Raw genomic sequence first — 13,092 nt, 5'->3', positions numbered from 1 at the left:
ACACTCGAACCAGTGCCATCATATTGCATCTTGCCGGTCGATTGAAACCGTCACCGCAAGCTGACGTATATTGTCGCGCCACTGGTTCCTCATATTTTATTCCCGGCGAAGTGACGAAAGGCATTGCGCATTGCGACAAGATGGTGTGAATCCGCCGCTCACTCTTGCAGCGAGGCCACAGTCACGACGCGATCGAAAAAGAAAACCAACTGAAATGCGCGGATCGCTTGTATTTCGTGACACAGGCGCTCAAGATAAATTCCGAAGAACGACCCGGCAAAGTCCGGTTGAGGCGGGGCAAGATGGATGAACTGGTTGGACAGCTGGCCGCGAAGGCCGGCATTGATGGCGCTGTCGCTGAAAAAACCATCGGCATCGTTCTGGGTTTCCTCCGTAACGAGGGACCTTCCGACAAAGTCCAGGCTCTGATCGACCAAATCCCCGGCGCCGAAGCGGCAATCGCCGCCTCCAACAACAGCGGTGGTCTATCGCGGTTGATGGGCGGCGGCCTGATGGCTGTCGGCACCCGGCTGATGGCGCTTGGCCTGAGCATGGGTGAAATTCAGAACGTCGCGCGTGAACTTTTCAGGTTCGGCCGCGACAAAATCGGAGCGGATCAAATGGGCGAGATCATCTCGGGGACACCGGGCCTCAGCCAGTTTGCCTGAAGCACCTTCCCAACGCCCCTGCGCGCGCGCTCCCTTCTACCTGTTACCTGCATACGAGTATCATGACATACCCCCTCTCCGAGATCGAAGGCCTGTCCGCTTATTGCGCCACCAAACTGAAATCGCAGGGTATCCGCACGACCGACGCGCTGCTTGAAGCCGCCCGCACCGTCAAGGGACGCAAGGCGCTCTCCGCCAAGACCGGGATCAGCGAACAACAATTGCTCGAATGGGCCAACATCTCCGACTACATGCGGATTCCCGGCATGGGCAAGGCGAAGGTCGGGCTGGTGCGCGCCGCCGGCGTCACCACCGTGCGGGAGCTCGCGCAGCGCAACCCGTCGCGGCTGGCGCAGAGCATGAAGGACGCCAATGTGCGCCGTAAGCTCGTCCGTGTAATGCCGTCAGAAAAATCGGTCGAGTTGCTGATCGAACAGGCACGCAAGCTGCCGCTCAAGATCACCTATTAGCATCACTATTAGCCTGCCTTAACCGCACCGGCGCCGCGCATCGCCGCGGCACCTTGACTTGCCGCTGCGGTCAGCGCAAAGCCACCGCATGATGGCAACCAGGCCCATAGCATCGGCGGTGACCGGCCCGGCCGCATCAGCGGTGCTGCCGGCGCTGCTGTCGCGGCCCTATCCGGCGGTGATGGGCATCCTGAACGTGACGCCGGACTCGTTCTCCGACGGCGGCCAGTTCATCGCGCCCGAACAGGCGCTGGCGCAGGCCCGCAGGCTGATCGCCGAGGGCGCCGACATCATCGACATCGGCGCGGAGTCGACCCGCCCCTACGGCTCGCAGCAGCCGGTCACCGCCGAGGCCGAAATGGCGCGGCTGGAGCCGGTGCTGGCCGAGGTGGTCGCGCTCGGCGTGCCGGTCTCGATCGACAGCATGAAATCGGAGGTCGTGGCCTGGGCGCTCGACCAGGGTGCGGCGATCGCCAATGACGTCTGGGGCCTGCAGCGCGATGCCGGCATGGCGCCGCTCGTCGCCGCGCGCGGCGTGCCCGTGATCGTCATGCACAATCGCGAGCAGGTCGATCCGGCGATCGACATCATGCAGGACATCACGGCCTTCTTCGAACGCTCGCTCGAGATCGCGGCGCGCGCCGGTATTGCGTCCGACCGGATCGTGCTCGATCCCGGCATCGGCTTCGGCAAGACCCAGGAGCAGAGCATGCTGGCGCTGGCGCGGCTCGCCGAGCTCAACGCGTTCCGCCTGCCGGTGCTGGTCGGCGCATCGCGCAAGCGCTTCATCAGCACGGTCGTGGCCTCGGAGCCGCAACAGCGGATCGGCGGCTCGATCGCGGCACATCTGATCGCTGCGCAGCATGGCGCCCGCATCATCCGTGCGCACGACGTCGCGGAAACCGTTCAGGCGCTGCGGGTGGCCGCGGCAATCGAGGGACAGCAATGACCGACACGATCTTCATCACCGGGATCGTCATCCATGCCCGTCATGGCGTGATGGAACATGAGACCGAGGTCGGGCAGCGCTTCGTCATCGACCTCGAGCTCTACACCGACCTCTCGGAATCCTCGCGCACCGACCGCCTCTCCGACACGGTATCCTATTCCAACGTGGTGGCGACCGCGACGTCGGCGTTCAAGAACACCAACTACAAGCTGCTGGAGCGCGCCGCCGGCGCGGTGGCCGAGGACATCCTGGCGAGCTTCCCGCGTGTCAGGGCGGTCAAGGTCACCGTGCACAAGCCGCATGCGCCGATCGCCGCGATCTTCGACGATGTCGGCGTGGTACTGACCCGCTCGCGGCATCCGCCGCCGCACGGTTGAACCGATGGCCGACGTCCTGATCGCACTCGGCGGTAATGTCGGCGACGTCCGCACGACGTTTCGCAAGGCGATCGCCAACATCTGCGGCATGACGCAGGCGGCGCTCCTGGCGCGCTCGTCGGACTATTCGACGCCGCCCTGGGGCGAAGCGCAGCAGGACAGCTTCATCAATGCCTGCATCGAGATCGACACCAGCCTCGATCCGCACGCGCTGCTGTTCACGCTGCACAAGATCGAAAGCAAATTCGGCCGCGACCGCAAGAACGAGCAGCGCTGGGGACCCCGCACCCTCGACCTCGACCTGATCGCCTATGACGACATCACACTCGACAAGCCGGAACTGACGCTGCCGCACCCGCGTCTGTTCGAGCGCGCTTTCGTGCTGGTGCCGCTGGCCGAGATCGTTCCCGACCGCGTCATCGCCGGGCGCCGCGTCGCGGATGCGCTGGCGGGGGTCTCGACGGACGGTATTTTCCGTCTAGCGGACCTCGATTAAAAGCCCGACGGCCGCAAACAAAAGTTTGGCTTGGCCGCCCGCCCGTGGCAATTTCCGGCCAAATCAAGGGCGCCCTCGCGGGGCCGGTGAAGGACGATTTGGGCGGATGGCGACCTCGACTGACAATTTGGCTCTGGCTTCGGATTTTGCACCGGCGACCTATGACGACTGGCGCAAGCTGGTCGACGGCGTGCTGAAGGGCGCGCCGTTCGAGAAGCTGGTCGGCAAGACCTATGATGGCTTGAGGATCGATCCGATCTATCGCCGCGCCACCAATTCAAGCCCGCTTCCGGGCCGCGCCGCCGCCGCTCCCTGGCAGATCCTGCAGCGGGTCGATCATCCCGACGCCGCAGCGGCCAATGCGCAGGCCTTGCAGGATCTCGAGAACGGAGCGACGGGCCTCGAATTCGAGTTCGCCGGCGGTCCCGGCGCGCGCGGCTTCGGTCTTTCCGATGCCAGCAAGAAGACGCTGGCGCGGGCCTGCGGCGGCGTCCATCTCGATGCCGGGATCATGATCGCGCTCAACCCGGTGATCGGACGCGAGAACGCCGGCGAGACGTTTGCCGACATGGTCGAGGCCCGCAAGCTCGATCCGGCCAAGCTCGACCTGCATTTCAATTACCAGGCGCTCGGCACGATTGCGGTACGCGGTGCAGCGGCCATCGCCTGGCCCAATTACGAGAAGTCGTTCGGCCAGGTCGTCAACGGCCTGATCAAGCGCGGCTTCAAGGGGCCGTTCGTGCTGGCCGACGGCCGGCCGGTGCACGATGCCGGCGGCTCCGAGGTGCAGGAACTCGCCTTCACGCTCGCAACCGCGCTCGCCTATCTGCGCATGCTGGAAGCCGCAGGGCTCGATCTCGACGCGGCGCGCGCAGCCGTGTCGTTTCGGCTCAGCGCCGATGCCGACCAGTTCCTGACCATGGCGAAATTCCGCGCGCTCCGGCTGCTGTGGGCGCGGGTTGAGCAGGCCTGCGGCCTCACGCCGAAGCCGATCTTCGTCAATGCGCAGACCGCCTGGCGGATGCTGACCCAGCGCGATCCCAACGTGAACATGCTGCGCGCGACGATCGCGACCTTTGCCGCCGGGCTCGGCGGCGCCAATGCGATCACCGTGCTGCCGCACACGCTGGCGCTCGGCCTGCCGGACGATTTCGCCCGCCGCGTGGCGCGCAACACGCAGCTCGTGCTGCTCGATGAATCCAATCTTGCCAAGGTCTCCGATCCCGCGGCCGGCGCCGGCGGCATCGAGACTTTGACCTCACAGCTCTGCGAGGCGGCGTGGACGCTGTTCCAGGAGATCGAGAAGGCCGGCGGCGTCTTCGCCGCGCTCGAGCAAGGGCTGCTGCAACAGAAGGTCGCCGCGACGCGGGCCCAGCGCGAAGCGAACGTGGCGAAGCGGCGCGACGTGCTGACCGGCGCCAGCGAATTCCCGAACCTGCACGAGGCCAACCTCGCGGTCCTGGATGTGAAGCCGACAGCGCCGGTGTCCGCCGCCGGCGCCAAGGTCACTTTCGATGCCCTCGCGCCGATGCGGCTCGCCGACCCGTTCGAGGCGCTGCGCGACAAGTCCGACGCCGCGCTGAAGGCCCATGGCACGCGGCCGAAAATCTTCCTCGCCAACCTGGGCACGCCGGCGGATTTCACGGCCCGCGCCACATTTGCAAAAAGCTTCTTCGAGACCGGCGGGATCGAAGCCATCGACAACGAGGGCTGTGCCGACGCGGCGGCGGTCGCCGCGGCCTTCAAGGCCTCCGGCGCCGCGATGGCATGCATTTGTTCCTCGGATAAGGTCTATGCCGCCAGCGCCATTGAGGCCGCCAAGGCCCTTCACGGCGCCGGAGCAAGGCATATCTATCTGGCAGGGCGGCCCGGCGACCAGGAAGCCGCGCTCCGGGCGGCCGGCATCGGTGAGTTCGTCTTCGCCGGCGGTGACGCGCTGGCGACATTGCGCGACGCCTATCGGCGGATGGAGCAGGCATGACGGCAGAGGCACCAGCGAAACCCGTTCTGACCGGCGGTTGCCAGTGCGGCGCCGTGCGCTTTGCGGTGTCCGCGGCACCGAACCGCGTCAGCATCTGTCACTGCCGGATGTGCCAAAAGGCCTCCGGCGCGCCGTTCGCCTCTTTCGCCGACATCAACAAGGAGGATTTCGCCTGGACCCGGGGCAAGCCGGCGGCGTTCAAATCCTCCTCGATCGCCGAGCGCGACTTCTGCGCCGCCTGTGGCACGCCGCTCAGCTTCCGGCGGATCGACGGTCCCCGCATCGAGATCATGACCGGCGCCTTCGACCGGCCCGACCGGGTGATCCCGACGCAGCAATTCGGAACCGAGTCCCGCCACGGCTGGGTGGTCGGGATCGCTAACCTGCCGAGCCAGACCACGATGCAAAATTACGGACCGGAGAAGATGGCGACCATCGTCAGCCATCAGCATCCGGACCATGACTGACAATGTTACGCCCGCTTATCATCGACTCCGGTCATGTTAGGATTGGCCCATGTTGCAAGTTCTCTTCGAATTCGTTCTTCAGATGTTCGTCGAGGTATTGATGCATGTTCTCGTGGGCGGCCGCCGGCGCAATGCCGCCGAGAAGAATCTACAGCGATTGATCGAACGCAATCGCCAGTTTGAGGAAGCCAAGGAATGACCCGCATTCCCAATTTCGCCGATGTCGCCTTCCAGCCCGTTGCTACGGCCATGCCGGGCGCGAGCGCCGAGCCGTGGCTGACGCCCGAGGGCATCCCGGTGAAGTCCGTCTACGGCGAGGCCGATCTCGAAGGCATCGACTTCCTCGAGACCTGGCCCGGCATCGCACCCTATCTGCGCGGCCCCTACCCGACCATGTATGTCAACCAGCCCTGGACCATCCGGCAGTATGCCGGCTTCTCCACGGCGGAGGATTCCAACGCCTTCTACCGTCGCAACCTTGCCGCCGGACAGAAGGGCCTGTCGGTCGCGTTCGACCTCGCCACCCACCGCGGCTATGACTCGGATCATCCGCGCGTCTCCGGTGACGTCGGCATGGCCGGTGTCGCGATCGATTCCATCTACGACATGCGCACGCTGTTCGCGGGCATTCCGCTCGACCAGATGAGCGTGTCGATGACCATGAACGGCGCGGTGCTGCCGATCCTCGCGCTGTTCGTCGCCGCCGCCGAGGAGCAGGGTGTGCCGCCGGAAAAACTGTCGGGCACCATTCAGAACGACATTCTGAAAGAATTCATGGTGCGCAACACCTACATCTATCCGCCGACGCCCTCGATGCGGATCATCTCGGACATCTTCGCCTACACCTCGCAGCGGATGCCGAAATACAATTCGATTTCGATCTCCGGCTACCACATGCAGGAAGCCGGCGCGACGCAGGACCTCGAGCTCGCCTATACGCTGGCCGACGGCGTCGAATATCTGCGCGCCGGGCTTGCCGCGGGCCTCGACGTCGACCGTTTTGCCCCTCGCCTTTCCTTCTTCTGGGCGATCGGCATGAACTTCTTCATGGAAGTCGCCAAGATGCGCGCCGCGCGGCTGTTGTGGGCCAAGCTGCTCAAGCAGTTCAACCCGAAGGACCCGCGCTCGCTCAGCCTGCGCACGCATTGCCAGACCTCGGGCTGGTCGCTCACCGCGCAGGACGTGTTCAACAACGTGATGCGCACCACGATCGAGGCGATGGCGGCAACGCAGGGCCACACCCAGTCGCTGCACACCAACGCACTCGACGAGGCCCTGGCGCTGCCGACCGATTTTTCGGCGCGCATCGCCCGCAACACGCAGCTGTTCCTGCAGCAGGAGAGCGGCACCAACCGCATCATCGATCCCTGGGGCGGCTCCTATTATGTCGAGCGGCTGACCCGCGATCTCGCGGCCAAGGCCTGGGGTCACATCCAGGAGGTCGAGGAACTCGGCGGCATGGCCAAGGCGATCGAGGCCGGCGTGCCGAAGCTCAGAATCGAGGAAGCCTCCGCGAAAACCCAAGCGCGGATCGATGCCGGCCGCCAGGCGGTGATCGGCGTCAACAAGTTCAAGCCGGAGAACGAGCGGCCGATCGACGTCTTGAAGGTGGAAAACTCCACCGTGCGGCGGCTGCAGATCGACAAGCTGGCGCGGCTCAAGAAGGAGCGCAACCAGAAGGACGTCGATGCGGCGCTGGCCGCGCTCACCCGCTCGGCGGGCGAAGGCAACGGCAATCTGCTGGCACTGGCGATCGACGCCGCGCGCGCGAAAGCCACCGTCGGCGAGATTTCGGACGCCATGGAAAAGGTGTTCGGCCGCCACCGTGCCGAGATCAAATCCATCACCGGCGTCTACAAGCGAGAGGCAGCGGCCATGTCCAACAAGGTCGAAAAGGTGCAGGCGCTGATCGACGCCTTCGAGGAGGCCGAGGGCCGCCGCCCGCGCATTCTGGTCGCCAAGATCGGCCAGGACGGCCATGACCGCGGCCAGAAGGTGATCGCATCCGCCTTCGCCGATGTCGGCTTCGACGTCGACATCGGGCCGCTGTTCGCAACCGCCGACGAAGCCGCGCGGCAGGCGGTCGAGAACGACGTCCACATTCTCGGCGTCTCCTCGCTCGCCGCAGCCCATCTCACCGCGGTGCCGGAACTGAAGGCCGCGCTGAAGAAGCACGGCCGCGAGGACATCATGATCATCATCGGCGGCGTGGTGCCGCCGCAGGATTACGATGCGCTCTATGCCGCCGGCGCCGAGGCGATCTTCCCGCCCGGCACCGTGATCTCTGATGCCGCCGAGGAGCTGATCCGCAAGCTCAACACGCGGCTCGGCCATAGCGAGGCGGCGGAGTAACGCTGCCGCATTCGCCCTCCCTCACTCGGAGTTTTCAATGCGCGCCGCTTGCTCGATGACGCCTGCCCGCATCATGGGTCTTGCCGGCCTGCTGGCATGTCTCTGGCTTCCTGCTCACGCCGCCGACCCCAAGCCAGACGCCACGATCAAGAATGCGAGCATCGAGGCCAACGTCTACCTCGACGACAAGATCAAGGCAGACAGCGCGCTGGCGGCCGATTGCCTCGCCGAGGGCCGGAAGTGGATCGACAAGAACGCCGTGGAGGCTGCGGCCGACCGCAAGCAAGAGCCTGATCTCTTCAAGGACCGCGGCGGCTATTCATTCGAGCGCAAATATTCGGTGCGCTCGATCGTCGACGACCGCTATGTCAGCGTGCTGCGCGACGACTACATGAACACGCTCGGCGCGCATCCGAACACCGACGTCAACACCATCCTGTGGGATACGACGGCAAGAAAGCGCATCAGCGTCCGTCCGTTCTTCACTGAAACCGCCGACAACGGGGCGACCCTGACGGCGATGCGCAAGGCGATCGTCTCAGCGCTGAATGCCGAGAAGAAGCGGCGCGGCGCCGGCGAGACCGCAACCGCCGAATGGTACAAGGAGCTGAAGCCGACCCTGCTCAAGATCGGCGCCGTGACGCTCGCGCCGTCGACAGAAGCCGGCAAGAGCTCCGGCCTCACCTTCCACTACCCGCCCTATGCTGTCGGCCCCTACGCCGAAGGCCAGTATGTGATCTTCGTACCGTGGGAGACACTGAAGCCGTATCTGACGCCGGAAGGCGCCAGGATCTTCGGCGGCACACGGCCGAAGGCCGACGCGGACGATCAGCCGCAATAGCCGCTTCAGCAGGCTCAGCCTGGCTGACGCGCCAGCGCTCTGACCAGGGAACCGGTCCAGTCCGGAATCCAGGCCTGGAACTGGCTGTGCCAGCGATCGGCGTCAGCAGGCGCCGTGTCGAGCTTGACCGACCATTCGATGAAGGTGCGGTTGCCTTCGACGACCGGCAGCAGATGCATCGTGCCCTCGTAATGGGTCGGCTGCGGCGCGACCGAACCGGCATCCGACAGAAACGGCAGCGGCTCGATGCTGGCATAGGTCAGCGAGTGCTGCGTGTCCGAGTGACCGGCAAGGCGTTGCCTGACCCAAAGCCCGAGATAGCAGAAGCGCCTGACAGCACCGACCTGGTCGCCGCGCTTGTCGTCCTCGATCACGCTTTCGCTGACGCCGTCGATATAGGCGGGGTAATTGTTGAAGTCGCGGATCAGCGACCACACGGTATCGAGCGGATGGTCGAGAACGGTGCTGTAATAGGCTCGGGTCATGGCAGGCTCCGGAATGTCGGTCCGCGGTGATGCGGAACGCGCCCTGATCAACCGCATGGCATCGGGCGCGCCCACCCGATTTCCGATCCCGCGATTGACCTGGGATGAGCGCGGACTCCGCCCTCGCCTGCAACCGGTAGCCGTTGTAAACCAAGGCCATGACCTCGCCGAAGCCCGCCTCTCCCGACATCCACGCCCTCGCCAAGCAGCTCCGCGCCGGCCACCGTGCCGCGCTGGCGCGGGCGATCACGCTGGTCGAGAGTAGGCGCAGCGACCACCAGGCGGCGGCGCGCGAGCTGGTGCAGGCGCTGTTGCCCGACACCGGCAAGGCGGTGCGGGTCGGCATCACCGGCTCGCCCGGCGTCGGCAAGTCGACCACCATCGATGCGCTCGGCATGTTCCTGATCGAGCGCGGTCACAAGGTCGCAGTGCTGGCGGTCGATCCCTCCTCGGCGCGCACCGGCGGCTCGATCCTCGGCGACAAGACGCGGATGGCGCGGCTCGCCGTCTCCGACCAGGCCTTCATCCGCCCCTCGCCGTCCTCCGGCACGCTCGGCGGCGTCGCGGCGAAGACCCGCGAGGCGATGCTGTTGTGCGAGGCCGCCGGCTTCGACGTGGTGCTGGTCGAGACCGTCGGCATCGGGCAGTCCGAGACTGCGGTCTGTGACATGACCGACTTCTTCCTGGCGCTGATGCTGCCGGGCGCTGGTGACGAATTGCAGGGCATCAAGAAGGGCCTCGTCGAGCTCGCCGACATGATCGCGATCAACAAGGCCGACGGCGACAACCTCAAGCGCGCCAACCTCGCCGCCGCCGACTATCGCAGCGCGCTGCACATCCTGGCGCCGCGCTCCGAGCACTGGCATCCGCCGGTCGAGACTTATTCCGCGCTGACGGGTGCCGGGCTCGACCGGCTGTGGCAGAAGATCCTCGATCACCGCACCGCGATGAACGCCTCGGGTGAATTCGAGGCTCGCCGCAGGGAGCAGCAGGTGAAGTGGATGTGGTCGATGCTGGAAGGCCGGATGATGGCGCGGCTGCGCAGCGACGCTGCGATCCGCGCCAGGGTGAAGAAGATGGAGGCCGAGGTCGCCGGCGGCCGCATCTCGCCCGCGGTCGCCGCCGAGCAGATCGCGGAGATGCTGCATTGAGCGGCAGACTGCGCATCCTCGTCACCGGCTTCGGGCCGTTCCCGGGTGCGCCGTTCAACCCGACCATGCCACTGGTGAAGCGGCTGATCGCCCTGCGCCGCCCGGCTTTCGACAACGTCGCGCTGACCAGCCACATCTTCGACGTCACTTATGCTGCCGTCGATCGCGACTTGCCTGAGCTGATCGCACGGCATCGCCCGCAGGCGCTGTTGATGTTCGGCCTCGCCGGCCGCACCAAATATCTTCGGATCGAAAGCCGCGCCCGCAATGCGGTGACGACGCGCTTCCCCGATGCCGGCCGCCAGCATGCGCGCAAGGGATCGATCGCAGGCGGCGCCGATGCGAAGCTGTTCGGGCCGCACGGCGAAAAGCTGCGGCGTGCCGCGCTGGCGACCGGCATCGATGCGCGGATGTCGCGCGACGCGGGCAGTTATCTCTGCAACTATCTGAGCTGGCGCGCGATCGAGGCGGTGAACAGGAACAACGGCCTGCACCTCGCGCAATTCATCCACGTTCCGCCGCTCGCCCATGACGGCACGGCCGCATCAGGCAAATCATCCATCACGCTGGAGCAGCTCGTCGATGCCGGCGAAGCCATGCTGCTGGAGCTGGTGAAACTGACCCGGCAGGCCGCACGCGCGTGAGCGCGGACAGACCTCGAACAGCTTTTCATCGATCTTGCAACGAACGGCTAACCACACGGCAACGGCTGCCCGCGCCTGGCATGGGAAACGTCTATCAACCAGTGATAGCATGCGCCTCGTTGAACCTATCAAAGGGAACTGCCGTGGCCGGAACGACCAAAACCCGCTCTTGGATTCTGTTGGTTGCGATCTGGGTCGCGCTCGTCGGTGCTCTCCTCGTATGGTTCACGTTCATGAATAAGCCGGGCGGCGGTTCGCCGTCTTCGGCGATCGGTCTGATTGTGTCCTGGTTGCCATTCTTGGCGCTGATGAGCGTCTGGATTTGGCTCACGCGCAGGAATTCCCGCACATCATCCGGAACAAGTTGGGTCGATCTCTATGAGCAGCATGTCGTTGAATCCCGGCGCACGAATGCATTGCTGGAGAGGATCGCAGCGGCTCTGGAAAAGTGCTCGCCGTCTCCGGGTTAGCTCGAACATTAGCGTATCGGCGGAGGAAAGGCATGCGCTCCGGGACGTCCGCGCCTCTCTGGATAGTTGCTCTGGCATTCGCCGCAGCCGTCAGCCGGCCAGCGGCGGCTGACGATCGACAGGAGTGCCTGAAAGGATCGAAGGAGACCGCTGCCGCGACGATCGCCGCCTGCACACGGGCGATCGAAAGCGGAGACTACAGCGAGGGGAACCTGTCCAGGCTGTATTATCAACGCGGTTGCTCCTGGTCATGGACAAACGCCGCCGATGGTGTCGACCACGCCTTCAAGGACTACACTGAGGCGATCCGGATTAATCCGAAAGATGCCGACTCGCTGCTCAACCGATCGCATATCTACAACCAACGGCACGACTACGACCGCGCGATAGCCGACGCTAACCAAGCGTTCGAAAGCGGTCTGTCACGCTATGGAAAGCAGGTCGGATACGGCGAGCGCGGCGACGCCTATCAAGCCAAGGGTGACCACGACCGTGCCATCGCGGACTATACCAGCAGCCTCCAACTGAATGCGAATAACACCGCTGCCCTCATCGCGCGGGGCAACACCTACTGGGCCAAAGGCGACCTTGATCGTGCCATCGCCGACTACGACCAGGCGATCGTGCTCGATCCGAAATATGCGCTCGCCTACTACAATCGCGCCACTGCATACCGGGCGAAGGGTGATCTCGATCGCGCCATCGCAGACTCGACTGAGGCGATCGCTCTCTATCCGAAATACGCGCTCGCCTACTATAACCGCGCTTCTGCATTTCAAGCGAAAGGTGATCTCGATCGCGCCATTGCCGACCTGAGCCAGGCGATCACTCTTTATCCGCGATACAGGGACGCTTACTTCAGCCGCGCCTACGCTTACCAAACCAAGGGCGACTACGATCGCGCCATCGCCGACTACGATCAGATGATCGCGCTTGATCCGAACGACCGGGACGCCTACGGCAATCGCGCCGGTGCGTACCTGTTGAAAGGCGATTTCCGTCGCGCCCTCACGGACTCCGGCCTGGGTCAGGCGCTGCTATGGCTTGTTGCTGCCGCCTTCCTGGCAACCGGGGTTTGGCGTTATTGCCGAACGGGCACGCATGCAGGCGGGTGGTTGTCCGGCCCGAGAACGATTGGAATTCTAGATCGGGAGCTCGCCGAAATGCGGAGCAAGAACGCCGCCCTGGAGAAGATCGCGGTGGCTCTGGAGAAGCGCTCGCTGGGTTAGCTCGGAGTTCCCGGCACGACGGTCAGGCGCGCGACCATTGTGGTTATTGGTAACCGGCGTCCCCCTTGCGAAGTGCCGAAGTGACAGGGCCATAAGCGCCTACGCGGCTCAAGCTGTTGTTGCCCACTGCTCTCTAAACGCCTCGCAAAATGCGTCCGCATCCCTCGGCGTCACAATGACTTTCCGAAAAATGCCCCGGTCGCGATGAAGGAGAACATACGGCCCAAACGGACGGTTCACGAGATTAATGGCCCAGGTGAAAGCTGCCTCCCAAAAAGAGAGCTTTTCAAATCTCATGATCTCATCGCGCGGGATCGCCCAAACAACAAATCTTTTGAGGATCACAAATTCGACGGCCGCGGTTCCTAGCCTGACATCGCAGAGGTAATGGGAAAAGAGCTGCAAGCCTCCAAACAAAACCACGCCCATGGGGATCATAGCGAGGAATATGAGCAGTGCCGGGTTCGAGTGGTTCATGGGGCTGCGGACTTAGGACAGTTGAAAACGCACGA

At 64.5% G+C, this 13,092-nt stretch carries 16 protein-coding genes; 14 read left to right on the top strand and 2 right to left on the bottom strand.

Going from position 1 to position 13,092, the window contains the following annotated elements:
* Positions 1-302: 302 nt before the first annotated feature.
* The 10 genes from CO675_RS03745 to CO675_RS03705 all read left to right on the top strand — a co-directional run bounded on the left by CO675_RS03745 (position 303) and on the right by CO675_RS03705 (position 8,601).
* Positions 303-668: a hypothetical protein gene (locus tag CO675_RS03745; protein WP_092127034.1), complete on the top strand. Its 366-nt coding sequence runs from the start codon at positions 303-305 to the stop codon at positions 666-668.
* Positions 669-730: 62 nt separating this feature from the next.
* Positions 731-1,138 (top strand): DUF4332 domain-containing protein, encoded by a 408-nt coding sequence (locus CO675_RS03740; RefSeq protein ID WP_097670629.1) that lies wholly within the window; start codon positions 731-733, stop codon positions 1,136-1,138.
* Positions 1,139-1,226: 88 nt separating this feature from the next.
* Positions 1,227-2,087 (top strand): dihydropteroate synthase, encoded by an 861-nt coding sequence (folP, locus tag CO675_RS03735; protein WP_143278864.1) that lies wholly within the window; start codon positions 1,227-1,229, stop codon positions 2,085-2,087.
* A complete protein-coding gene (gene folB, locus CO675_RS03730) occupies positions 2,084-2,464 on the top strand; it encodes a dihydroneopterin aldolase (protein WP_097670628.1) in 381 nt (126 codons plus the stop codon). Before folP ends, folB begins: the two co-directional genes overlap by 4 nt.
* Positions 2,465-2,468: 4 nt before the next feature.
* On the top strand, positions 2,469-2,960 hold the full coding sequence (folK, locus tag CO675_RS03725) for a 2-amino-4-hydroxy-6-hydroxymethyldihydropteridine diphosphokinase (protein WP_097670627.1): 492 nt from the start codon (positions 2,469-2,471) through the stop codon (positions 2,958-2,960).
* Between the two features lie 106 nt (positions 2,961-3,066).
* On the top strand, positions 3,067-4,941 hold the full coding sequence (locus tag CO675_RS03720; RefSeq protein ID WP_097670626.1) for a methylmalonyl-CoA mutase subunit beta: 1,875 nt from the start codon (positions 3,067-3,069) through the stop codon (positions 4,939-4,941).
* Positions 4,938-5,408 carry a GFA family protein gene (locus tag CO675_RS03715; protein ID WP_074131308.1) on the top strand — a complete coding sequence of 157 codons (471 nt, stop codon included), beginning with the start codon at positions 4,938-4,940 and terminating at the stop codon, positions 5,406-5,408. The genes CO675_RS03720 and CO675_RS03715 overlap by 4 nt, the downstream gene beginning before the upstream one ends.
* A gap of 49 nt (positions 5,409-5,457) precedes the next feature.
* On the top strand, positions 5,458-5,607 hold the full coding sequence (locus CO675_RS40375; RefSeq protein WP_158231177.1) for a hypothetical protein: 150 nt from the start codon (positions 5,458-5,460) through the stop codon (positions 5,605-5,607).
* The gene (gene scpA, locus CO675_RS03710; RefSeq protein ID WP_097670625.1) at positions 5,604-7,760 is read left to right on the top strand and encodes a methylmalonyl-CoA mutase; all 2,157 of its coding nucleotides are present in this window, start codon (positions 5,604-5,606) and stop codon (positions 7,758-7,760) included. The genes CO675_RS40375 and scpA overlap by 4 nt, the downstream gene beginning before the upstream one ends.
* A gap of 55 nt (positions 7,761-7,815) precedes the next feature.
* Entirely contained in the window at positions 7,816-8,601 is a 786-nt protein-coding gene (locus CO675_RS03705; protein WP_502693363.1) for a DUF3298 and DUF4163 domain-containing protein, read from the top strand.
* Positions 8,602-8,615: 14 nt separating this feature from the next.
* On the opposite strand, the gene CO675_RS03700 is transcribed toward CO675_RS03705, so the two are convergent.
* The gene (locus CO675_RS03700; protein ID WP_097670909.1) at positions 8,616-9,086 is read right to left on the bottom strand and encodes an SRPBCC family protein; all 471 of its coding nucleotides are present in this window, start codon (positions 9,084-9,086) and stop codon (positions 8,616-8,618) included.
* Between the two features lie 158 nt (positions 9,087-9,244).
* Here CO675_RS03700 and meaB point away from each other — a divergent pair, with 158 nt between their 5' ends.
* From meaB to CO675_RS03680, 4 genes are all read left to right on the top strand, one after another.
* Complete coding sequence (gene meaB, locus CO675_RS03695; protein WP_097670623.1) at positions 9,245-10,237, top strand: methylmalonyl Co-A mutase-associated GTPase MeaB; 993 nt, start codon at positions 9,245-9,247, stop codon at positions 10,235-10,237.
* Positions 10,234-10,881, top strand: coding sequence for a pyroglutamyl-peptidase I (locus CO675_RS03690; protein WP_097670622.1), 648 nt, complete (start codon positions 10,234-10,236; stop codon positions 10,879-10,881). The genes meaB and CO675_RS03690 overlap by 4 nt, the downstream gene beginning before the upstream one ends.
* Positions 10,882-11,024: 143 nt before the next feature.
* Positions 11,025-11,351, top strand: a complete 327-nt coding sequence (locus tag CO675_RS03685) for a hypothetical protein (protein ID WP_245452615.1) — start codon at positions 11,025-11,027, stop codon at positions 11,349-11,351.
* 32 nt (positions 11,352-11,383) lie between these two features.
* A complete protein-coding gene (locus tag CO675_RS03680) occupies positions 11,384-12,580 on the top strand; it encodes a tetratricopeptide repeat protein (RefSeq protein ID WP_097670621.1) in 1,197 nt (398 codons plus the stop codon).
* Positions 12,581-12,688: 108 nt separating this feature from the next.
* Here CO675_RS03680 and CO675_RS03675 read toward each other — a convergent pair whose 3' ends face one another.
* Positions 12,689-13,057, bottom strand: a complete 369-nt coding sequence (locus CO675_RS03675) for a hypothetical protein (RefSeq protein ID WP_097670620.1) — start codon at positions 13,055-13,057, stop codon at positions 12,689-12,691.
* Between the last annotated feature and the right edge of the window lie 35 nt (positions 13,058-13,092).

It is taken from the genome of Bradyrhizobium sp. C9 (genome assembly GCF_002532045.1).
Taxonomy (GTDB): Bacteria; Pseudomonadota; Alphaproteobacteria; order Rhizobiales; family Xanthobacteraceae; genus Bradyrhizobium.
The sequence above is the reverse complement of the archived record's forward strand: the minus strand, read 5'-3'. Positions and strand labels throughout refer to the sequence as shown.

Excerpts from the sequence above, each read along its gene's own strand:
- CO675_RS03745 (WP_092127034.1), top strand. The coding sequence starts at position 303 with ATGGATGAACTGGTTGGACAGCTGGCCGCGAAGGCCGGCATTGATGGC.
- CO675_RS03740 (WP_097670629.1), top strand. The coding sequence starts at position 731 with ATGACATACCCCCTCTCCGAGATCGAAGGCCTGTCCGCTTATTGCGCC.
- folP (WP_143278864.1), top strand. The coding sequence starts at position 1,227 with ATGATGGCAACCAGGCCCATAGCATCGGCGGTGACCGGCCCGGCCGCA.
- folB (WP_097670628.1), top strand. The coding sequence starts at position 2,084 with ATGACCGACACGATCTTCATCACCGGGATCGTCATCCATGCCCGTCAT.
- folK (WP_097670627.1), top strand. The coding sequence starts at position 2,469 with ATGGCCGACGTCCTGATCGCACTCGGCGGTAATGTCGGCGACGTCCGC.
- CO675_RS03720 (WP_097670626.1), top strand. The coding sequence starts at position 3,067 with ATGGCGACCTCGACTGACAATTTGGCTCTGGCTTCGGATTTTGCACCG.
- CO675_RS03715 (WP_074131308.1), top strand. The coding sequence starts at position 4,938 with ATGACGGCAGAGGCACCAGCGAAACCCGTTCTGACCGGCGGTTGCCAG.
- CO675_RS40375 (WP_158231177.1), top strand. The coding sequence starts at position 5,458 with ATGTTGCAAGTTCTCTTCGAATTCGTTCTTCAGATGTTCGTCGAGGTA.
- scpA (WP_097670625.1), top strand. The coding sequence starts at position 5,604 with ATGACCCGCATTCCCAATTTCGCCGATGTCGCCTTCCAGCCCGTTGCT.
- CO675_RS03705 (WP_502693363.1), top strand. The coding sequence starts at position 7,816 with ATGACGCCTGCCCGCATCATGGGTCTTGCCGGCCTGCTGGCATGTCTC.
- CO675_RS03700 (WP_097670909.1), bottom strand. The coding sequence starts at position 9,086 with ATGACCCGAGCCTATTACAGCACCGTTCTCGACCATCCGCTCGATACC.
- meaB (WP_097670623.1), top strand. The coding sequence starts at position 9,245 with ATGACCTCGCCGAAGCCCGCCTCTCCCGACATCCACGCCCTCGCCAAG.
- CO675_RS03680 (WP_097670621.1), top strand. The coding sequence starts at position 11,384 with ATGCGCTCCGGGACGTCCGCGCCTCTCTGGATAGTTGCTCTGGCATTC.
- CO675_RS03675 (WP_097670620.1), bottom strand. The coding sequence starts at position 13,057 with ATGAACCACTCGAACCCGGCACTGCTCATATTCCTCGCTATGATCCCC.